Origin of the sequence: Blautia sp. AM42-2, from assembly GCF_003480245.1 — a bacterium.
Lineage (GTDB): Bacteria > Bacillota > Clostridia > Lachnospirales > Lachnospiraceae > Fusicatenibacter > Fusicatenibacter saccharivorans.
In genome coordinates this window covers 87,886-109,947 of sequence record NZ_QUIM01000004.1, presented here as the reverse complement: position 1 = coordinate 109,947, position 22,062 = coordinate 87,886, and the positions used below count along the sequence as shown (strand labels likewise).

Genomic DNA, 22,062 nt, shown 5'->3' with positions numbered 1-22,062 from the left:
TTTTCTTTATTATAACGCTTACAGCAAACTTTAACACAAGAGATTTTCTCTGCAAATTTTCTTAATCGTTTAATTTTCTCGTCATATCATGCCATTCCTCGCCGCCCCAGATGGATGCGGAGATTCCCTCGTCGCGGAAATTCATCTTTTTGTACATCTCCACCTTATCCTGCAGGCAGGTCAGAATGAGCTGTTTTCTTCCGTTTTTCTGTTCCCGGCGGCTGTACTCTTCCATCAGCGCGCGGGCGATTCCCTGGCCGCGGTATTCCGGCAGGACACTGAGTCCCAACAGCATGACGTTTTCTCCCGTCGGGTCGTACAGACTGATTTCATCGAAAAAGGCATCACGGAATTTTGTCTCGTTTGTTGCAAGTCCGTTCAGCGTTCCGGCGATTTTTCCGGTTTCTTTGTCTACTGCCGCCAGAAACAGCTCCGGCGCGTACTGCACCCGCTCGCGCATGCTCTTTTCGGAGCACGCCTCATTCGGCGGAAAGCACGCCAGCTCAATGGCAACGCCCTGTTCCATTTCATCCTGGCGGATGGTTCGAAGTTCATATCGTTCCATTTTATGGTATTCCTCCATTGCCCGCTCAAAAAACTGCAGAAAACCGTCTTCCACGGCAAGCTGATCGAGCGCGGCTTCTTGCTCATTCAGATCGTAATAATATTTTCCGGTCCGCAGATCGATCGACAGACGGTCGAGCGGAAAGCCTTTTTTGCTCATCGGATGGGGTGTGCTGACCATGCGGAAAGGAGCGCTCTCCATTGACGGGTCCATCGCGTCATAGCGGTGGTCCGCATCAAGAATCAGCGAAACTGCGTTTTTGTAGCGTCCCGTCAGGCCGCCGTACTTTTCTGCAAGGGCGGCGTAATGCGCGGTCATTTCTTCATCGGACAGATACTTTCCGTTCACGGTCCGCACATGGACGCCGGGCTGGTCGTCCTCTGCCACGTTGTCAAAATACAGACCGGAATCACAGGAGAACACCGGCATATGAAGCGCGTTGAAATACGCCTCCGCCTTTTTCCTGGCATTTTCCAGCGGCGTTTTTCCATCCTCGATAATCTCTGGCTGCTTAACACCGCCAAGATCTTTCAGCCCGATCAGCTCAATCCCAAGACCGGCAAGGCGGTGACGCATCGCGTCGAGTTTTGCCGGGTTGCCGGTTCCGTACAGTAACTTCATTTCTGCCCCCTTCTATGCCTCGATGCCGAACTCTTCCGGGCGGAAGCGCGGGCAGACATTTTCCGACGATGTGATGACGGATGCAGCAAGACGCGTACCGATTTCAACTGCCTTGCCAATCGTTTTTCCATAGGTCAGACCGGCGGAAACACCTGCGCAGAACGCATCACCGGCTCCTGTTGTATCTTTTACCTGTACTTTCTGCGCCGGGCAGAAGCCGCTCTCTCCGTCTGCTTCCGCATAAACCGCTCCGTCGCCACCCATTGTTACGACCATGGCCGGAACATTTGCCGCTTTCAGACGCTCGGCGAGAATCTTTTCCATCTCGGCCGGTGTTTTTTCGCTGTAATCATCGGAGAAGAGAACGCCTGCCTCGAGCTGGTTGCAGATCAGGCAGTCAAATTTCTGCAGAAGATCTCTTCTGCTGACCGCGATGTTCATGTTGCTGACAACGCCGTACAGTTTTTTATCGTATTTTTCACAGAGCTGTACCAGCTTTTTGATGATCTCTTTGTCCATATCGATCTCTGCCACAATGGAATCGCAGTTTTCGATAATTTCATCTCCGTTTTCTTCCAGAATATCGAGAATCGGCATCAGGTTCGGGCGCTGGGAAATGGAGCCCGCCAGGTCACCGTTGTGATCGAAGACAGCAAGCCATGTTCCCATGCCGTTCGGGATTTCTTTCATGTATTCGATATTGACTTTGTGGCGCTGCAGTTTGCGCACAACATCCTCGCCGAGTGCGGTATTATCCGCGATTCCAAGGAAGGTCGGGCGCAGTTCCAGGTTTGCGATATCCTCCACCACGTTTCGGCTCACACCGCCGTGGATGTATTCGACATGGCCGGCGTTTCTGCCGTCCGGGACGTAGATGTCCTCTGGAAAACCTTTGATATCCACAAAAACTGCTCCTAATACTACGATTCCATTTTTATTTACTGCCATGTTTCTTTTTTCCTCTCCTGTTTTTTCATTCCTTCTTTTTTCAGACAAGCCTCTTCGTCTGTTTCACGAAATTATTTTCTTCTGTTGTATTAAGCCTTCTTTTGCGTTAGTAAACAGACTGTCTCCACATGCTCCGACCACGCGAACATATCATACCCCCATGCCTCTTCTGCCTTATATCCGTGTTTCGTCAGATACCGCAGGTCTCTCGCCAATGTCTCCGGATTGCAGGAGACGTAGACCACTTTTTTCGGTGAAAGGGTTACGACAGAGGACAGAAAGGCTTCATCACTGCCGGCTCTTGGCGGGTCCATGAAGACGACATCGGCTTTTTCGCCTTTTTCGGCCATGGAGACCATGAAGGCGCCGGCGTCGTTCTGGTAGAAGGAGACGTTTTTGATTTGGTTTCGTTTGGCGTTTGTTACGGCATCGCGGACGGCGTCCGGGTTCAGTTCGACGCTGATGACTTCTCTGGCATCGCGGGATGCGATGAGGCCGATGGTTCCGATTCCGCAGTAGGCGTCCATGACGCGTTCGTTTCCGGTGAGACCGGCCAGGGAGATGGCTTTTTCGTACAGGTTTTTCGTCTGAACCGGGTTGACCTGGTAGAAGGACTGCGGGGAGATGCGGAAGGTGCAGCCGCAGAGTTCATCCTCGATGTAACCGCGTCCGAAGAGGACAATGTCGCGTTTTCCGAGTACCATGCTGTCGGTGCGGTCGTTGACGTTCAGTACGATCGTGGTGATCTCCGGGTGGAGTTTGCGCAGGGCCTTTACGAAGTTGTTTTTTGACGGGAAGACTGGTGATACGCAGACGAGGACGACCATGATCTCGCCGGAAGCAAAGCCGGTGCGCACCATGACGTGGCGCAGGAGGCCGTAGCCGCTATCCTCGTTGTAGATCATGATTTTGAAGCTCTTCAGCAGACTGCGGATATCGCGGATGATGGCATCGGCACGCTGATCCTCGAGCAGGCACTCATCGACCGGGACCACTTTGTGTGTGCCCTTTTCATAAATGCCGGATATGATCGTTCCGTCTTTTTTGCGTGCAAAGGCGGAATTGACTTTATTCCGGTAATGATAAGGATTTTCCATGCCAACCATGCCTTTGACCGGGACGATGCCCTTCAGAGTCTTCTTCAGGAACTGCTCTTTTTTCGCGAGCTGCTCTTCGTAGGAGAGGTTCAGATATGTGCATCCGCCGCATTTTTTCTGATAAGGACATTTCGACGATGATGAACTCTTTTTCTGCTTTCCTTTTTCCGGTGCCACGCTCTTTGTTTTCTCGGTACGAACGGCTTTCTTTTTATTTTCCCTGTCGAAATACGTCTTTTTTCTTCCGTCAGATCTTTTATTCTTCTCTCTCGTGTTTTCCACTTTCTCTTACCTTCTTCCTCTATTTCGCAAACCCGCGCAGCAGCGCGATCTCTTTTGCATATCCATCCAGCTCATTCGGTGTTTCCAGATAGAACGGCAGTCCCGCCAGCGCCGGATGTGTCACAATCCGCTCAAATGCCGCAAGTCCCAGCGATCCCTCGCCGATCTTCTCATGGCGGTCCTTATGGCTCTCAAACGGATTCTTGCTGTCGTTCAGATGAACCGCTTTCAGCTTCGAAAGTCCTACCACGCGGTCGAACCTCTCAAGCACATCATCGAGGTGATCCACAATATCGTATCCCGCATCGTACACATGGCACGTATCCAGGCAGACACCCATGTGGTCTTTTAATTCCACGCGCTCCAGAATCGCCGCCAGCTCCTCAAACGAGCGGCCGACTTCGGTTCCTTTTCCTGCCATCGTCTCGAGCAGCACCGTGGTCGTCTGCTCCGGTTTTAAAATTTCATTCAGCATCTCCGAAATCAGACGGATTCCCTCTTCCGCCCCCTGTCCGGTATGGCTGCCCGGGTGGAAATTGTAGCAGTTTCCCGGCGTATACTCCATCCGTTTCAGATCATCCGCCATCGTCATCCATGCAAACTCTCTCGTGTGCGCATCCTTCGAGCACGGATTCAGCGTGTACGGCGCATGTGCCAAAATGCGCTCGATTCCATGCTCCTTACTGTAAGAAAGAAACGCTGCGACATCCGCCTCGTCGATGGCTTTCGCCTTGCTTCCTCTCGGGTTTCTTGTAAAAAACTGAAAGGTATTCGCCCCGATGGACACCGCCTCTTTTCCCATGGCAAGATATCCTTTGGACGATGATAAATGACATCCTATTGTCAGCATAACTTTTATTCTCCTTTATTTCCAAACCACAACTCACCGATTCTCTGCGAGCCGCATTACTTAAAGCACAATTTTCCGGTACGGAATTCCCATCTCCGAGAGTGCTTCCTCCTCCCGCTTCTGACACGTAAAGAGCAGCACCTGCGTCCGGTTTTCCGCCAGCCATTTCAAAGTTTCTTTCAGCCGGTTTTCATCGTAAAACGCAAACGATTCATCGAGAATCACCGGCAGCTCCTCCTCGCCGCAGAGCACATCCATCGCCGCCATGCGGAGCGCAAAGTACGCCTGCTCGATCGTGCCGCGGCTGACCTGTTCAAGCGGCACATATTCGTCTGCGGTGTGAAGGCCGATCCGCAGATTCTCATCCATATTCACCTGCAGATAGCGGCCATTCGTCAGCGATGACAGCGTTTTTGACATCTGCTGTTTTAAGCGGTCGCCGATCCGGCTCTGCATCTGTACGGAGAGACTCTGGATCGTCTCCCCCGCCATGGAAAGCGCATCGAGTTCTTCCTGCAGATGATCTTTTTCCGTCATGGAAATGCAGAGCTCTTCGTATTCACTCTGCAAGTTCGACAGCACCGTCTGTTTCTGCCCCAGCTCCTGCTTCAGGCGGTCCACATTCCACTGCTGGCGGCGGATCGCCTGCTCCTCCGGCTCCGTCACGACCTGCTCGACCTCCGTTTTCCGGTGACGGAACAGACTGTACGCCAGATACAAGAGCGCCGCAATCGCAAGCCCGAGTCCCGTTCTCGTCAGCAGCGAATCAATATGGAAGAACTGCAGAATGCATAAGAACAAGAGAAATCCAGCCAGCGCCACGCACGCGGCACCCCATTTGCGGCTCTTCCGAGATTCTTTTTTCATCTTCCGCACCCGTTCGATCGGCACATCCTTCTGATAAATATCCCGCTTCATCTGCTCTTTCGCCTGCTGCAGATTCTCCTCGCTCTGACGGCACTCCTCCGTAAAAACGGAAATTTTCGTCTCAAGTTCTTCCTTCCGTTTTTCCAGTCCCGCCAGCGTCTTTTTCTGTTCCTGCTCCAGGCGCTTTCTCTTCTGCTTCAGCAGATCCAGCGCCGCCGCCACATCGAGCTCTCCATCGCTGCTCCCCTGGTAATTTGCCATATAGTTCCGCAGCTCATCCGCAAGCCCTTCCTCGGTTCTTCCTTTTAACTGCCCGATCGAAGCCGTATTATCATACACAATCTCACTGACACCGCCGAGCAGCATGGAAAGATCGCCGTCCTCCACGGAGAGCACCTCGCCGTCCGTCAGGCACACCAGCTTTGCATTGGCGTTCTGCCGCCCGAAATTCCGTGTCAGACGGAACCGTTTGCCGCCGCTTTCAAGCACCATCTCTCCCGCATAGTATGCCGGATTTTCCCATGGCTCATAACGACTGTAGACATCATTTTTTGCCGCCCGCCCCCGGCCGCGTGTCATGCCGAACAGCATGCTGCGGATGAAGGTATGGACGGTCGATTTTCCGCTCTCATTTTCCCCGCTGATGAGCTGAATCCCATCGGAAAATTCCAGTGTGCGGTTCTGCATTTTTCCAAAATTGCGGATTTCCAGTTTTTCTATTTTCATCTTCTACGCCTCCCGCAATCTTTTTTTCAGCCGTTCCTGCGTGCCGCCAGCAGCGCCTCGAGACCATAGTCGAGCGCCTTCTGTGACTGCGCATCCGTCTTTGTTTCAAATGCTTCAATATAGGCGCTGATCAGACTAGCGCCATACGTTTTCTTCAGCTGTTCCAGATCGTATGCCGGACGTGTTTCATCCTCCACGGAGATGACTCTGCCGCAGTCCAGCAGCCGTTTCGGAGAAAATTCCAGCTCGGCGGCACGGTGTCCCACAAGTTTCAGGCGGATAATTTTTCGAATCTTCCCATCCTCCCGCAGCGCCAGCTCCTGTTTCAGCTTCGTCTCCAGCGCATACTGTGTCAGATCCTCCGTCACGTTCAACACCAGATCTTCGTACTCATATCTGGCAAACGGCACAAACTGAATCCGCATGCCGTGCTCGTCCACCGTTCCGCGGATGTAGCCGTGCGGCCCCAACTGCGTCTCATCCGTCGGTTCGAGTGCGCCTGCGTATGCCATTTTGTCGGGAATAAGAATCCCCGGCTTATGAATGTGCCCGCACGCAATATAATCAAACTCAGCCTGCGCCATGCGGCCCGGATTCCACGGCATGTGGCGGGCATCGCCGCCGTGCGCGAGCAGCAGATGATATTTCATTTTTCCCTCCGGCCGCACGCCGTCCAGCCGGTTTTCCAGAATCTCTTTTTTGTCGTAACTGCATCCGTACACCGCCGTCTTCTTCTCCGGGACTTCAACACACTCCGGCTCCGGCGACAGGAGCATTACCACGTTGTCTGCCCAGTCGAAACCGCGGTAAAAGCTCTCCCGCTTCACATAATCGTGGTTTCCGGCAATCAGCACGACGATCGTCTCCGGGATGGAAGCAAAGAGATCATTAACCTCTTTCAGTTCCCGCAGAAGCGGCTGGCACTGAAACAGATCTCCCGCGATCAGCAGAAAGTCCGTCTTTTCCCGACCGGCCAGGCGGATGATCCGCCGGAAGCTCTCCCAGATGGCCTCCCCGCGCTCCTCGCTCCAGGGAAATCCCGCATCCGGCTGCATGCCGAGATGCACATCCGCAATATGAATAAACCGCATAGGCGCATACCCCTTTCTGGATTCATTTTCTCTATTACTACAATACGGACGTCAGGTGCACCAAATCCACATTGGATTCCACTGCACCCGGCATCCGTATTTTTTAAGTTTCTATATCACTTTTCGTAATTACAGCTCGCAGTTGTTTACTGTTCTCGGGAACGGGATGACGTCGCGGATATTGCCCATTCCGGTCAGATACATGACGCATCTTTCAAATCCCAGTCCGAATCCTGCATGGTGGGTAGAACCATATTTTCTGAGGTCCAGATAGAATCCGTAATCTTCCTCAGCAAGTCCCAGCTCTTTCATACGGCCAAGCAGTTTCTCGTAGTCGTCCTCACGCTGGCTTCCGCCGATGATCTCTCCGATGCCAGGAACCAGACAGTCCATAGCGGCAACGGTCTTGTTGTCATCGTTCAGCTTCATGTAGAACGCTTTGATCTCCTTCGGATAATCGGTAACGAAAACCGGTCTCTTGAAGATCTGCTCGGTCAGATAACGCTCATGCTCGGTCTGCAGATCGCATCCCCAGTATACTTTGTAATCGAATTTGTCGTTGTTTTTCTCCAGAAGCTCGATAGCCTCGGTGTAGGTTACACGGCCGAACTCAGAATTTACGACATGGTTCAGACGCTCGATCAGTCCCTTGTCCACGAAACTGTTGAAGAACTGCATTTCTTCCGGTGCATGCTCCATAACGTAGCGGATGACATATTTCAGCATTGCCTCAGCAAGCTCCATATCGTCCTCCAGATCAGCGAATGCGATTTCCGGCTCGATCATCCAGAACTCAGCTGCGTGGCGGGTGGTGTTGGAATTCTCTGCACGGAAGGTCGGTCCGAAGGTGTAGATATTGCGGAATGCCTGTGCAAAGGTCTCGCCGTTTAACTGTCCGCTTACGGTAAGGCTTGTCTTCTTTCCGAAGAAGTCCTGTGTGAAATCAACAGCGCCGTCCTCGGTTTTCGGAATATTGTCAAGATCCATGGTGGTTACCTGGAACATCTCGCCGGCTCCCTCGCAGTCGCTGCCGGTGATCAGCGGGGTGTTGACATAAACGAAGTCTCTCTCCTGGAAGAACTGATGGATCGCATAGGCGCAGAGGGAACGAACACGGAATACTGCCTGGAAGGTGTTGGTTCTCGGACGCAGATGGGAAATGGTACGAAGGTATTCCATGGAGTGGCGTTTTTTCTGCAGCGGGTAATCCGGTGCAGAAACGCCCTCTACGGTAACTTCTGCCGCCTGAATCTCAAACGGCTGTTTTGCCTGCGGGGTAGCAACGAGGATACCTTTTACGATGATGGCTGCGCCGACGTTCATTTTGGAAATCTCAGCGAAGTTTTCCATCTCATCGTGGTATACGATCTGCAGGGTTTCGAAATAGCTTCCGTCGTGCAGAACGATGAAACCAAAGGTTTTGGAATCACGTACGCTGCGCACCCAGCCGCCTACGGTTACTTCTTTGTCCAGGTATGCTTCCCGGTTTTTATAAATCTCTCGGATGGTTGTAAGTTTCATTGTCTTTTTTCTCCCTAAATATTCATAGTGCTTTCTTTATTCTAGCACTTTTTGCGTCATTAGAAAACCCCGCAAATCACTCGATCTTTACTTTTTTAATATAACTGATGAAGACATTGCCGTTCTGTGCGAACAATGCATCGCTGTCATCGTCAGAAAGTGCAGTTGTCTCGCCCGTTGCCGGGTTATACAGCCAGGAATTTCCAAAAATATCGTATCCGGTCAGAAGCAGACTCTCGTTCGCGCCGGTCTTTACAACAACGCCGTAGCCGCTGCTGATCATGTAGAGAATTTCTTCTCTTGTGCAGCCCGTCAGGTTCAGCAGTTCGTAATCATCACCGAGTGACTCCTTCAGCACGTTTTCGTCCAGAGATGCACTCTGGAATCCCGACGGCATCGTTGTCTCGTCGAGGCGCATGCCCTGCTGGCGGTTTCCGCGCTCCCACACATAGGACTGGCTGCTGTTCAGCACAACGCCGACATTCTCATCGGCAAGCTGTACGGCCTCGGCCGGGGAGCTTAAAATGGCGATCAGTTTTCCTTTTCCATATACATAGTAAAGATCTGCGCTGCCCGTGTCGTACGACATCGTAAGATCGGTCCGTAAGGTTGAATAGATATATTTCGGTGTCAGTGTCAGAAGCGACTGTGTTTTGCCGCTCGTCGAGAATTCCAGAAGGAACTGCTGCTCTCTTCTGTCGTCCACCGTTGCCAGGCGGCCCGTCACCAGTTCCTGGCTCTGCTGCTCGCCGTTCATGATGTGATCCTCCGGCGCATCCGCATAGCCGTTTTCCTGGCGTACCACGCGGTCCAGCTCCAGAAGGCCGTCCGAAATCGACACGCCTGTCACATAATAGCCGTCCTGGTGATACTCTTTTTTCACGTTTCCGTCGATGCTGACAATCCGCACCGTATGCATAGCGAAAACTTCATTGCCGGAAATATCTTTTAAAATATCGCTGTCATTTGCCATACCATAGACAAAGTCTTCATTGATAAAGCCAAGTGCCCGGATCTTCTGTCCGTCATCCGCCGCAAAGCGCTGCGTTTCCCCGCTCTCCAGATTCATCACGGTGATGTTCATCGCACTGCTTGCATTGTCCGCATCCATCCACGCGATGCTCTCCTGGCTTTCCGATACTACAAAGCAGTCCTCCGGGATACTTTCCCGGACCACCGTCGTCGTGCCGGTTTCAATATCTACCTTACACAGGTTCTCATTCAGATAGAGATACATCTCTCTCTGCTTGTTGACGTAGGAGAGGCGGTCGAGCTGTTTTTTCAGCATCTCGTAGGAAATATCCGCCGGAACGAAAATCTCCTCGGTTGCCACATTCCGCTCGGCGCGATAATAGTAAACGGCTGCTCCCACTTCACCCTCGTGGTTTCCGCGGTTCATATAGCCATAAACAACAAACGTCACATCGCCCGCATCATCCACACGTACAATGTTGACATCATGCTCTCCGTGCTGTTCCCGGTCATCCATGCTGCCGTTCTCACGGAAGCTGAAAACGCGGATCGTCTTGTTGGCGCTGCGGTTGTAGCACCAGAGATCACCGTTTACTACAAATGCGACAATATCACCTGCCGTATTCGTCACATACTTGGTATCCTCGCCGGTCACACCGAGGTTAATGCCGGATTTCGTCAGAACACCAAGCTCCGGATCAAAGATCTGCTGTGCGCTCCGCTCGAAGTCCAGCAGAATAATCTCTCCGTCGGACTCTCGCATCCGGTAGAACTCGCTTACGGTATAATACTCCGTCTGTCCGTTCTCATCCTGCGCACTGATCATGTACTCCTGTTTGATGCTGGTCGTCGTCTCATTCGCTTCTTTGATCTGCTGCACCGGCTGCTGTACGATCGTCGGTGCGAGGCTTCCCCAGGAAATCTGGTCGAGGCTGGAATGAATGTTGACATTGAGGAACGAAGAATTATCCCCCGTCTCATCCGGCTCAAGCTGCGGAACGAGCGCTTCCGCCTGCGTTTTATCCAGGCATGTCTGCGCAAACATCTGCGTGTAGGCCAGATAATCGCCGACCTCCACGCCGTTGCGCTGTACAATGCGGGTGTAATACCAGGCAGACTGGCCGTTTCCGTAGGCAACCTCGAGCTTCAGCGTATATTCCTGATTCATCAGAATCGCGGTCTCTAACTGGAAGTCTGCTTTCAGATAGCTTCCGTCCTCGTCAAACGATTTCAGCACCGAGTTTTCAATCAGCGCTCCGCCGTCTGTGCTTTCCACCGTATAGGTCACGTTTATAATTTTCTGTCCCTTCGCATCAATTTCAAGCGTAAGCGAACGGTCCATCGGCAGCGGTGTCAGGTTTTCTCTTGTCGTTACGCCGTTCATCTCCTGGCGGTATCCGTACATGCGGTTCACTGTCGTGTCCGCGGTCTTCATGTACAGCACCGGAAGACTCGCTGCGTCCAGATCGGTCGCATTCTCCGTCGTCTCGTGGCTCATCAGGTGTGTGAACACACCGACTGATGCGGCAAAAACAAGAAAAAGGATCAGAATCCTTGCTGCTCTTTTATTCATCACGGCTCCTCCTTTTCTGTGAGGAGGTCTGCCAGTGTCGGCTTCACATGGTACGCTTCCATGCACACTTTCAGTTCTTCCGGCAGTTTTTTCGAGCCTTCCTGGCGTTTTACCGCGCGGATCAGAAGGTTCTTCGGCGTGTGCTCCATGTCGATGAATTCGAGAATCTGTGTCTCATAGCCTGCATTCTCCAGAAGCTTTGCCCGGATTCCGTCGGTCAGAAGCGCCGCCATGCGCTCTTTTAAGATGCCGTAATCCATGATCGGATACAGTTCTTTGTTTGCAATCTGGCGGTTCAGCTCATGCTGGCAGCACGGAACGGAAAGAATAACTTTTGCATTCCATTTGACGGCCTTTTCCAGCGCATAGTCAGTCGCCGTGTCGCACGCGTGCAGCGTCACCACCATATCGACCTCGTCGCGGCCGGTATAAGAAGCGATGTCACCCTGATAGAAATGCAGCTTTTCATAGCCGTATTTCTCCGCCAGTCCGTTGCAGATTGCGATGACATCCTCTTTCAAGTCAAGTCCGATGATATTGACATCCAGTTTTTTCAGTTCGCGGAAGTAATAATACATCGCAAACGTCAGATACGATTTTCCGCAGCCGAAATCGAGAATCGTGATCTCGCGGTCCGATGGGAGCTGCGGCAGGATATCTTCGATGAACTCCAGAAAGCGGTTGATCTGGCGGAACTTGTCGTAGCGGGTCCGCACGATTTTGCCTTCTTTTGTCATAACACCAAGATCCTGTAAAAAAGGAACCGGGATTCCTTCTTCCAGAATATACCGTTTCTTCCGGTTGTGCGCCAGATTGACGGGTTTGCCGGTTCCTTTCATATGCGGTTTCTTTTTGATCGTCATCGTTCCCTTTTTGCTGACCAGAACGGATGCTGTGCAGGTGTCGGATTCGAGCTGCATCTGCTTGAAGGTTCCGTTCATCCAGTCGCTGATCCGGGTGATCACATCGTCTTTTGTCATATTTTTATGAAACTCCTTCGTGCCGACGGTCTCCTGGCACTGAAAGAGCAGTTTTCCTTTTATTTCAACCGGGCGTATTCTCACTTTGGACACTTCACTGTCCCCTCTTGGACCGCTGATCGTGATACGGTACAGCCCTTCCCGGATTTCATCCTGTAATAATTTCTGTAATTCCATTTATACTCTCCAAACTTCCTGAATCGTTTGTAAACATGTGTAATAAAGCCCCTTACAACCCCGCTAATATTGTAATCTGTTTTCCGCAAAACCACAACAAAAAAATTATTAAAAATGTGTTACCCTCTTATTACTTTATGGCGCGGTTTAAAGCCACAGATTGTAATAATGTTTCCTCCTGCTCCGCCTCCGGAACATTTCATTATAAAAAAGAACGCCGATTAAATCGAGCAGTTCCTCTTCTGCCGTTTTCTCATCCTTCCCGCCGTTTTCCCTGCTGTACTGACGTGCGATATTCCGGCAGGTGTGCTCCATCATGAGCCGGTCCGGGAATTCGTCGTACATCATGCTGCCGCGGTAATCCATGCGGTCACACTCTGCCTCCACCAGCCTCTGCAGATCAGATGCCGTCCGGGAATAATACGACTGCATCCGCTGCCGTTCCCGCGCTTCCTGCTGCTCCTCCATACTTCTTCCCCATAAGGGCTGTGCCGCAAAAAACGGCTCCGGCCGCTCCATCGGATTTCCCTGATAGGAATTTCTTCTATTTTCATACACTCTATCCTGATTCATGCCTGTTTTATTTCCTTTTTGCTCTTCCTTATACCATATGCACACCGCCGCCATTCTGCCGTTTTCCAGATCTCAAACACAATTTCACTTGCCAAAACCGCCGTTCCGTACTAAAATACAACCTGTATCTATTTTTCCGATACATCATATAGGAGTGAATATCATGAATCTGAATATGCAAGCTTTTAACATCAACACGCTGCTTGGCGGTCTCGATAAAGTCCGGGACGTCATGGGTGTTTACCAGCAGCAGCTTCTTCTGATTGTGATTGTTTTTGCCCTGCTGAACTGTTTCTTCGGCTATGCGCTCCGCAAACTCTGGAGCGTCATTCCCGGATTTTTTCTCGGCGCGGCCGCTGGTTATGCAGCGGGTACCTACACGAATCAGACCACGACGATCACCCTGGCGCTTGCCGTCGGCACCGGTCTTCTGACCGCAATCATTGCCTTCGTCCTCTACCGGATCGGACTTTTTCTTCTGATCTGCGGGCTCGTCGGCTTTTGCCTCTGGCATCTCGTTAATCCAAACGATATCACAGGTTATGGACTCGTCGCCCTCGTCGCTTTCGTGATCAGCCTGATCTGCGTTCCGTTCGAACGCATTTCCGTAATCCTGGTCACCTCCATCTGCGGCGCCCTCACGACGATCCGCATGGCATATTTCTTCAAGGACCTCGATCTGAACATGATGTTCTGGATTGTCTCTGCCATTCTCGCCGCAGCAGGCATGCTCTTCCAGTTTAAACCGTGGAAAGAGGCGGACTACTGGGAGGATGACGACGAAGAAGAACGCGAACACCGTGCAAAAGCGCGCGCCAGACGGAAGCGCAGATCCGGTTTCGATCCTCTTCCATCCAGAAAGAAGAAAAAGAAACGCCGCGGCTCCTCTTCCTCTTCTTCCGGCAACGCAAGAGATCCGTACCGCAGCTATCAGAAACCGTCGAACCGTACCCGTGTTTCGCAGAACACCATGTACGATTTCCGTTTTGTTCCGGAAGAACCTGACGATGACGACGATGAGAAAGATCTTCCGAAAATCATCCGCCGCCGGCCATCCGCAAAACCGGCCGCTCCGGAGGAGTTTGACGAAGAAGAAACATCCCCAAAAGCTTCCATGGGCGACACGAAGCCGTATACCTCTCCTTCCAAACCGCAGATCACCGAGGACGGCATCCCGGATGTCGATCTCTCCGCGATCCGGCAGCAGATTTCCGAAGAGGTACAGAGAATTTACGAAGACGATCAGAACTCGTAATCCGCACTGCAGCGCAGAAAACCCGGCAGGCAAAGGAACATTCCCTTGTCTGCCGGGTTCATTTTTTATCCTGATTTTCAGTTATAAAGATACTTCTGATTTGTCTCCAGATCGATCGTGTCTTTGTCGATCCACTGATATCCCGTATCGATCTTCTGATCTACCGGAAGTCCCTGAATCGCGCGGACGGCCGCCACGATTGCCGCATAGCCAAGACCGTACGGATTCTGCGTTACGGTACCGTACTCGCGTCCCTCCTGGATCGCTTTCTGCTGTTTTTCACCGGAATCAAAACCGACAATCTGAATCTGCTCAGTATTTTCCATATCCGCCAGCGCATCCAGCGTCTGGTCTGCCATGTCTTCGTTCGTACAGAAGATGCCCTTCAGAGCCGGGTAGGTTTCAAGTGTATTTTTCAGCATGTCCGCGATGGATTCTTCTCCATCTCCGTAATTCACCTGAACCACTTTCACGTCGGTATATTTTTCTTCGATCTCTTTTTTAAATGCTTCCACGCGCTCTACGCTGCTCTCGGTGTTGTACTGATGTGCAACAATCGCAACCTCTCCGCTGTTGCCGATGGCCTCGCAGAGATGATCTGCCGCAAGCTTTGCTGCCGCTGCGTGATCAGTCGCACATGTCGAGGTGATCAGATCACTCTCGATACCGGAATCCGCGATGACGACTGGAATCTGGCTGTCGGAAGCCTCTTCCATCTGTGCCTGTCCCGACTGCTGGTCAATGATGCCAAGGATCAGCGCGTCCGGATTTTCCGAAATGACAGAGTCGATGATATTGATCTGAGAGTTGGTGTCACTTTCATTTTCCGGGCCTTCAAATGTCATATAAACTTTGTCGTTTCCGTTGTAGCCAAGCGAGGCGTTCAGATCGTCAAGTGCCTGCTGTGCACCGGCTTTTACGGCTTTCCAGAAACCGGCACTTAAGTCTTTTGCAACCACGGCGATGTAAGAGCCTTTTTCAACGGTAAGTCCATCCACGGTGTCATACAATGCTTCCATGCCGTCCTTGTGCGGAACGGTGATTTCTATTCGTTTTTTGTCTGCTTCTTTTCCTTCATCTCCAGAGCTTTCAGAAGATGTGGATGCACTGGCTGACTCTGCTGTAGAATCTGCGCTGGACGATGAGGCCTCCGGGCTTTCTTCTGCCGCCGGAGTTTCTGTCACTTCCTGAGACGACGATGCTGCGGTGCTCTTGTCTGTCACTGCTTCTTTTCCGCATCCAGCTGCCGAGCACAGCAGGATTCCGGAAAGCAGTACTGCAATCATTCTGCGTTTCATAATTCTCCCTTTCTGCTTTGCCTGATGAATCATTTTCCATTATTTTTTACAGTTTTGTTACATAACCTTTCTCTATTATACACAAACCGTAAAAATAGTCCAGTCCTGTTTTCTTATGATTTTCTGAACTTTTTTGCAATTTCACATAGCTCTGAATAGTTACACAAAGCTGTGGAAGATTTCACCTTCTGGTTTTACGGTAAACGAAAGCCGTTTGCCTGTCCGCGGATGCTTCAGCTCGAGATGATGCGCGCACAGCGCCAGAGATCCTTTCTCTTTCGCCCCATATTTTGCATCCCCCGCCAGCGGATATCCCGCATGGGAAAACTGGACGCGGATCTGGTGGTGGCGGCCCGTTCCGAGGTGGATCTGCACCAGGGTTCGGTTCTCCTGTGTCCTTATCACTTCATATTTCAGCACCGCTTTTTTCGCTCCGGCGGTGCCTGGCTGTACGACGCGGGATGTGTTGCTCCGTCCGTCTTTTACAAGGAAATCCTCAAACTTCTGCACGCCCTGTTTTTCGATTTTTCCCTCACAGACGGCGAGATACTCTTTCTTCATTGTCCCGTCCTTCACCTGCCGTCCCAGTTTTCCTGCGGCGTCTTTGTTTTTCGCAAACACCAGCACGCCCTCAACCGGCTGATCGAGCCGGTGAACGACCGCCAGATATGGAATCTGAGTCCGCGCCTGTCCCGGTGTTTCCGCCCTTGTCTGCTTCGCCAAATAATTCAGCAGCGCATGCTCCAGATCCATCTGTCCCATCCGCGCATTCTGCACTGCCATACCCGCGTGCTTGTGAACAACAAGAATATCGTTATCTTCCATTAAAATATCTTCTCTGCAAAATCCAGCCACTTTCTTCTCCTGTTCTGACTTCTTATTTTCGATACACGGATTTCTCCGCTGTTATGCTTTAAGAAGTATGCACCATTTCCGCCGCATCTGTCAAGAAAAACATGCCCGGCGGACGAATTACACAACACAGAAAGCGATCGCCATACCAATCATTTTTTCTGATACAGCGACCGCTTTTTCTTTATTTTCCATATTCAGTTTTTTCTCTACTTTCAAGGATTTTCACTGGTTTTCTTTCTTTACCGATCTGTGATCTTTGTTTTCGCTTTCGTTTGATATTTCAAAGATCGTTTCTCTTCCATTTCCCTGTTGTAGATTTTCTTTTTTTCGGGAAGATGTTCTTTTTCAGAGGCTTTTCCTTTGCGGTTAAGATTTCCACTCCGAAAATCTTTTCCTTAGGATTTCCTAAGATCTGCTCTGATCTCATGTTTATCAAAAGGTTTTCTTTCGAACTTCTTTTGTATGGATCTTTATCTCAGGTTTTCTTTCCTTTCGGAAGTCTCTCATCTTAAGAACATCTTCCTTTTCCCTTTTTTTCCATTCTTCTATAGAAGATTTCTCGTCTCTTTCTATGAAAATGGTTTGTTCTCTTGAAAAGGGGGTCCCAAGTCTTTCTCTTTGTACCTCTTGGTTAGGTTTTTGTTTTCTTGTTTCTTTGTGATTTTAATATAACAGATCCGCCAGTATTTGTCAACACATTTTTAAAATATTTTTACTGTTTTTTTATATCACTTTTCCTTTTCTTAATTATTGTGTTTATTTTCTGAATTTTATATTGTTTTCTGATATTTTATTTCAAATAAGTGCGCAGAAAAAGAGCTATGAAACAGACTTTTCTCCTGCCACACAGCTCTTTCTCAAATACTTATCCTCTATAATAGTTGATCAGGCATCCCTTGCGGATGATTTCTCTCTCATCATCGGTCAGCGCGCCTAACGTCATCTCGAACGGAACAAGTGCTCCGTCTTTTACAACGTACGCTTTGATCACATCAGCTTTCTCTTCTACTGCCTTGCGGATCTCCGGTACAAAAAGGTAATCTCCGTTTGCAAACGGCAGATCTCCTGCCGGGATCAGGAATGGAAGCATGCCCCAGTTGATCAGGTTGGAGCGGTAGCGCTTCGTTGCATACTCGTTGGCGATGTTTGCCCAGCCGCCTAATACCTTCTGGCAGGAAGCTGCCTGCTCACGCGCAGAGCCGTCGCCCGGTTTTACAGCGAAGATGGTGGATCCGACACCGACGTTTGTCTTGTCGATATCCGGGTACTGGGTATGGATGGCTGCGAAGACCGGTTTCAGTTCCGGAAGTGCCTCTGCCGGGCAGTTTCCTTCCTGGATGGCTTTCTCTGCGACCTGTACTTCTTTTGCACGTCCCACGTAAGCCGGATCTTTTCTTGACAGGGTGAACTCTGCCAGTCCGAGCGGGTTGGAACGGAAGGAAGAAGTCTCGCCGGATGGAATCAGCTCGTCGGTTGTCGTAACCGGATCGTGGATCTCGGAAACAACCTTCAGAATCAGGTTCTCGGCAAGCTGCGGCATAGCCGGCCAGTCTTTGATGTTCGGTCCGAACTGGATTTCTACAGACGGATCTGCCACACCCTTGCTGTCGAAGACACGGTTCTCGTAAATCTTCTTGTCGAAGTGGTATGCCGGCTTCGTGTATGTTCCGGTGAACTCGTCTGCTGCGGTCAGGAATCCCTTGTTTGCTGCGGTTGCTGCAATGGAACGTGCATCCATCAGGGCAACGGAAGAAATCTGGCCGTTCTGGATCTTGGATCCCTCGCGGTTCGGGAAGTTTCTGGTGGAGTGACGGATTGAGAACGCATTGTTTGCCGGAGTATCGCCTGCGCCGAAGCACGGTCCGCAGAATGCGGTTTTTACGATCGCACCAGTTTCCAAAAGATCTGCCAGTTTTCCGTTTCTTGCCAGCTCCATATAGATCGGGGTACTTGCCGGGTAAACACTTAAGGTGAACGCATCGTCGCCAATGCTGTGGCCTTTCAGGATATCGGCTGCGTCGCAGATGTTCTCAAATCCGCCGCCGGCGCATCCTGCGATGATTCCCTGGTCTACCAGGAGTTTTCCGTCGTGTACTTTATTTTTCAGAGTGAACGGAACTTTTCCGTCGAGGCTGATGGCTGCCTTCTTCTCTACATCGTTCAGGATGTCATCGAGGTTTGCTTTCAGCTCTTCAATGGTATAAACATTGCTCGGATGGAACGGCATCGCGATCATCGGTTTGATCTTGTCGAGTTCTACTTTTACAACGCCGTCATAGTAAGCAACCGCGCCAGGATTCAGCTCTTTGTAATCTGCGCTTCTGCCGTGGATCTGATAGAACTCGCTGATCTTCTCATCGGTTCTCCAGATGGAGGACAGACACGTTGTCTCGGTTGTCATAACGTCCACACCGATCCGGTAATCTGCGCTTAAGGAAGATACGCCAGGTCCTACGAACTCCATAACTTTGTTCTTTACGTAACCATTTGCAAAGACTGCACCGATGATGGCAAGTGCAATATCCTGCGGTCCTACGCCCGGCTGCGGTGCGCCTGTCATGTAAATTGCGATCACTCCCGGCATAGCGATATCATATGTTTTGGAGAGAAGCTGTTTTACCAGCTCCGGTCCGCCCTCGCCCATGGCCATGGTTCCGAGTGCACCGTAACGGGTGTGGGAGTCGGATCCGAGGATCATTTTTCCGCCGCCGGCAAGCATCTCGCGGGCAAACTGATGAATTACTGCCTGATGAGGCGGTACATAGACGCCGCCGTACTTTTTCGCACAGGTAAGACCAAACATGTGGTCATCTTCGTTGATGGTTCCGCCGACTGCGCAAAGGGAGTTGTGGCAGTTGGTCAGCACGTACGGTACCGGGAATTTTTCCAGTCCTGACGCGCGCGCGGTCTGAATGATTCCAACAAAAGTAATGTCATGCGATGTAAGTTTGTCAAATTTGATCTGCAGATTTTCCATGTTGCCGGAAACATTGTGGTCTTTTAAGATTCCATAGGCAATGGTTTCTTTTGCAGCATCCGCCGGACACGGCACAGCGCCGGTACGCGCTTTGAGTTCCGCGCGGCCTTCTTCTGTATCCGGGATGATATCGATTCCGTTGACAAGGTATGCACCTGTGTTCAGTAATTCAATCATGTCGTTCCTCTCCTCTTGTTGTTGATAAAATGTCAGGGTCAAAAAGTCTTTTGACCCCTTCGATACCCGGATTGCTCCGTGCTTTGCACTCCCGCAATCCTGTACGGCTCTGAACGGTTTTACAGATTTTCGCTGTTGTTCATATACGTCATGTAGCTTACGACCATCATGGCAATTTTAAAGGTCAGCGCATCGTCAAATTTACGAATGTCGAGTCCTGTGCTCTTCTCGAGCTTCTCCAGACGGTACACCAGAGTATTTCTGTGTACATAGAGCTGACGGGATGTCTCGGACACATTCAGGTTATTTTCAAAAAATTTATTGATTGTGGTCAGTGTTTCCTCATCGAACGTATCCGGCAGATTTTCGCCGAAGACTTCGGTCATAAACATTTCGCACAGCGGAATCGGGAGCTGATAGATCAGACGGCCGATGCCGAGGTTGTTGTATGGTACCACGTTTTTGTCTGCGTAGAAAATTTTTCCTACCTCAAGCGCCATCTTCGCTTCTTTGTAGGAACGCGAAACACTCTTAATCTCGCTGACCGGATTTCCGTAAGAAACACGTACCTGGGACATTGCCTCTGCATTCAGCATATCAACCAGCATTCTTGCGGTCTGGTTCATATCCTCGAAGGTGTCGGTATCCTTCAGTTCTTTTACAATGATAATGCTCTTCTCATCGACTGCGGTGATGAAATCTCTCGGTCTTGAAGCAAAGAGGCTCTTTACTGTCTCCTGTGCGCTGATGTCTTTTTCCAGCTTCGTCTCTACCATGTAAACAACGCGGCGCACATCTGTGTCGATGCGAAGCTTTTTCGCGCGGTTGTAGACATCCACCAGAAGAAGATTGTCGAGAAGAAGGTTCTGGATAAAGTTGTTTTTGTCCAGACGCTCTTTGTATGCAATGATAAGATTCTGAATCTCACATACGGCAACCTTTCCGATCATATATGCATCGTCGCTGCTTCCTTTAGAAATCAGAATATACTCCACATTCTGGTTGTCATATACTTTAAAATAATGATATTCCTGTACAATCTGGCTGTCCGCAGCGGATAATACAAAAGAACGGATGCTTTCTGCATCAATCGCGGTTTCCGGGAATGTGGTCACCAGCAGAACACCATCCGTATTCGTCACACATAAATCAATTCTTGTAATATTTCTTAATTCATCAAGGGTTTTCTGTAATACCTGACTTGATACCAAATCTGCCACTTCCTTTCTCCTGGCGTATTTTACTCCAGGGTGCGTCTTATCTATAACTATAGCTTATTTTTTTCTCATTGGCAACTATTTTTTGCTTCGCAAAAGGAGGGCGGTGCATATGCAAAAAGGACCGGCATCCGAACGGATGCCGATCCTTTTCTCTATGTTTGCGCATACGCGCTGATGTTCATATGGATTAGTTGGTAATGGTGATCTCTGTCTCTTTGTCGAACAGATGAACTTTCTCCATATCCAGAGCAAATTTAACGGTATCACCGCTTCTTGCAGTTGTACGAGGATCTACGCGGGCTGTCATTGGGAAGCCTTCGCAATCGAAGTACAGGTAAACTTCTGCACCTAACAGCTCGTATACGTTGATCTTGCACTCAACTACGCTGTCTTTGGAAGTTTCGATGAACATCTGAGAATCATGTACGTTCTCAGGACGGATACCCATAACAACGGTCTTTCCGTCATATCCGCCGTCGATAACAGCTTTTGCTTTGGAAGCCGGCAGTTTCATGTTGTATTTACCAACAGTAAGAGTAACGTCGTTTCCGTTAACTTTTACTTTTGCATCCAGGAAGTTCATCTGCGGAGATCCGATGAATCCTGCAACGAACAGGTTGCCCGGTGCGTTGTACAGGTTCTGCGGGGTATCTACCTGCTGAACAACTCCGTCTTTCATAACAACGATTCTGGTACCAAGTGTCATAGCCTCGGTCTGGTCATGTGTTACGTAGATGATGGTAGCGCCCAGTCTCTCATGCAGTTTGGAAATCTCGGTACGCATCTGTACACGAAGTTTTGCATCCAGGTTTGACAGAGGCTCGTCCATAAGGAATACTTTAGGATCACGTACGATTGCACGTCCCATAGCAACACGCTGTCTCTGACCACCGGAAAGAGCTTTCGGTTTACGGTCAAGCAGTTTCTCCAGGTCAAGGATTTTAGCTGCTTCTTTAACCTGTTTGTCGATCTGATCTTTCGGAACTTTTCTCAGTTTCAGACCGAATGCCATGTTATCATATACGGTCATGTGTGGATACAGAGCGTAGTTCTGGAATACCATTGCGATATCACGGTCTTTCGGCTCTACATCGTTTACTACTTTATCGTCAATTTTCAGAGTACCATCGGAGATCTCCTCAAGACCTGCGATCATACGAAGTGTTGTAGATTTACCACATCCAGATGGTCCTACGAAGATGATAAACTCTTTGTCAGCGATTTCCAGGTTGAAGTCTTTTACTGCTTCAAAACCGTTCGGATATCTTTTTGTAATGTGCTGTAAAGATAAACTTGCCATTTTTGAATCCTCCCTAAATGAACATCATGCGTTTTATTATGAGTTTTGCATTTGCATCTCTCTTGCTTATGGGATTAGTATACCTTTTCTACCCGCATTCGACCATGCCACAATTACACAAACTTTCCTCCGGCAGA

16 protein-coding genes are annotated in these 22,062 nt (G+C 50.1%); 1 reads left to right on the top strand and 15 read right to left on the bottom strand.

Annotated elements, in window-relative coordinates; translation table 11 throughout:
- Positions 1-61: 61 nt before the first annotated feature.
- From DW915_RS16335 to DW915_RS06925, 10 genes are all read right to left on the bottom strand, one after another.
- A complete protein-coding gene (locus DW915_RS16335; RefSeq protein ID WP_118741841.1) occupies positions 62-1,186 on the bottom strand; it encodes a non-canonical purine NTP pyrophosphatase in 1,125 nt (374 codons plus the stop codon).
- Between the two features lie 12 nt (positions 1,187-1,198).
- Entirely contained in the window at positions 1,199-2,134 is a 936-nt protein-coding gene (locus DW915_RS06965; RefSeq protein WP_118720392.1) for a carbohydrate kinase family protein, read from the bottom strand.
- Between the two features lie 89 nt (positions 2,135-2,223).
- On the bottom strand, positions 2,224-3,513 hold the full coding sequence (gene rlmD / locus DW915_RS06960) for a 23S rRNA (uracil(1939)-C(5))-methyltransferase RlmD (RefSeq protein ID WP_118741840.1): 1,290 nt from the start codon (positions 3,511-3,513) through the stop codon (positions 2,224-2,226).
- 19 nt (positions 3,514-3,532) lie between these two features.
- The gene (locus DW915_RS06955) at positions 3,533-4,363 is read right to left on the bottom strand and encodes a deoxyribonuclease IV (protein ID WP_117509937.1); all 831 of its coding nucleotides are present in this window, start codon (positions 4,361-4,363) and stop codon (positions 3,533-3,535) included.
- 60 nt (positions 4,364-4,423) lie between these two features.
- Positions 4,424-5,956, bottom strand: a complete 1,533-nt coding sequence (locus DW915_RS06950; RefSeq protein ID WP_055219190.1) for an ATP-binding protein — start codon at positions 5,954-5,956, stop codon at positions 4,424-4,426.
- A 26-nt stretch (positions 5,957-5,982) separates the two neighbouring features.
- A complete protein-coding gene (locus tag DW915_RS06945; protein ID WP_118741839.1) occupies positions 5,983-7,047 on the bottom strand; it encodes a metallophosphoesterase family protein in 1,065 nt (354 codons plus the stop codon).
- A 129-nt stretch (positions 7,048-7,176) separates the two neighbouring features.
- Positions 7,177-8,568, bottom strand: a complete 1,392-nt coding sequence (gene asnS / locus DW915_RS06940) for an asparagine--tRNA ligase (protein ID WP_022461542.1) — start codon at positions 8,566-8,568, stop codon at positions 7,177-7,179.
- Positions 8,569-8,644: 76 nt separating this feature from the next.
- A complete protein-coding gene (locus tag DW915_RS06935) occupies positions 8,645-11,113 on the bottom strand; it encodes a hypothetical protein (RefSeq protein ID WP_118741838.1) in 2,469 nt (822 codons plus the stop codon).
- Positions 11,113-12,270, bottom strand: a complete 1,158-nt coding sequence (locus DW915_RS06930) for a class I SAM-dependent methyltransferase (protein WP_022461540.1) — start codon at positions 12,268-12,270, stop codon at positions 11,113-11,115. Before DW915_RS06930 ends, DW915_RS06935 begins: the two co-directional genes overlap by 1 nt.
- A 147-nt stretch (positions 12,271-12,417) precedes the next feature.
- A complete protein-coding gene (locus DW915_RS06925) occupies positions 12,418-12,843 on the bottom strand; it encodes a hypothetical protein (RefSeq protein ID WP_117762052.1) in 426 nt (141 codons plus the stop codon).
- Between the two features lie 163 nt (positions 12,844-13,006).
- Here DW915_RS06925 and DW915_RS06920 point away from each other — a divergent pair, with 163 nt between their 5' ends.
- A complete protein-coding gene (locus tag DW915_RS06920; protein WP_158565052.1) occupies positions 13,007-14,098 on the top strand; it encodes a TM7S3/TM198-like domain-containing protein in 1,092 nt (363 codons plus the stop codon).
- 77 nt (positions 14,099-14,175) lie between these two features.
- Here the strand turns inward: DW915_RS06920 and DW915_RS06915 are convergent, their stop codons facing one another.
- The 5 genes from DW915_RS06915 to DW915_RS06895 all read right to left on the bottom strand — a co-directional run bounded on the left by DW915_RS06915 (position 14,176) and on the right by DW915_RS06895 (position 21,925).
- Positions 14,176-15,396, bottom strand: a complete 1,221-nt coding sequence (locus tag DW915_RS06915) for an ABC transporter substrate-binding protein (protein ID WP_158580611.1) — start codon at positions 15,394-15,396, stop codon at positions 14,176-14,178.
- A gap of 159 nt (positions 15,397-15,555) precedes the next feature.
- Positions 15,556-16,221 carry an RluA family pseudouridine synthase gene (locus tag DW915_RS06910; protein WP_118601529.1) on the bottom strand — a complete coding sequence of 222 codons (666 nt, stop codon included), beginning with the start codon at positions 16,219-16,221 and terminating at the stop codon, positions 15,556-15,558.
- A gap of 895 nt (positions 16,222-17,116) precedes the next feature.
- On the bottom strand, positions 17,117-19,405 hold the full coding sequence (locus DW915_RS06905) for a hydratase (RefSeq protein ID WP_055219172.1): 2,289 nt from the start codon (positions 19,403-19,405) through the stop codon (positions 17,117-17,119).
- 119 nt (positions 19,406-19,524) lie between these two features.
- On the bottom strand, positions 19,525-20,616 hold the full coding sequence (locus DW915_RS06900; RefSeq protein WP_055219318.1) for a PucR family transcriptional regulator: 1,092 nt from the start codon (positions 20,614-20,616) through the stop codon (positions 19,525-19,527).
- Between the two features lie 196 nt (positions 20,617-20,812).
- Positions 20,813-21,925 (bottom strand): ABC transporter ATP-binding protein, encoded by a 1,113-nt coding sequence (locus DW915_RS06895; protein WP_055219170.1) that lies wholly within the window; start codon positions 21,923-21,925, stop codon positions 20,813-20,815.
- Between the last annotated feature and the right edge of the window lie 137 nt (positions 21,926-22,062).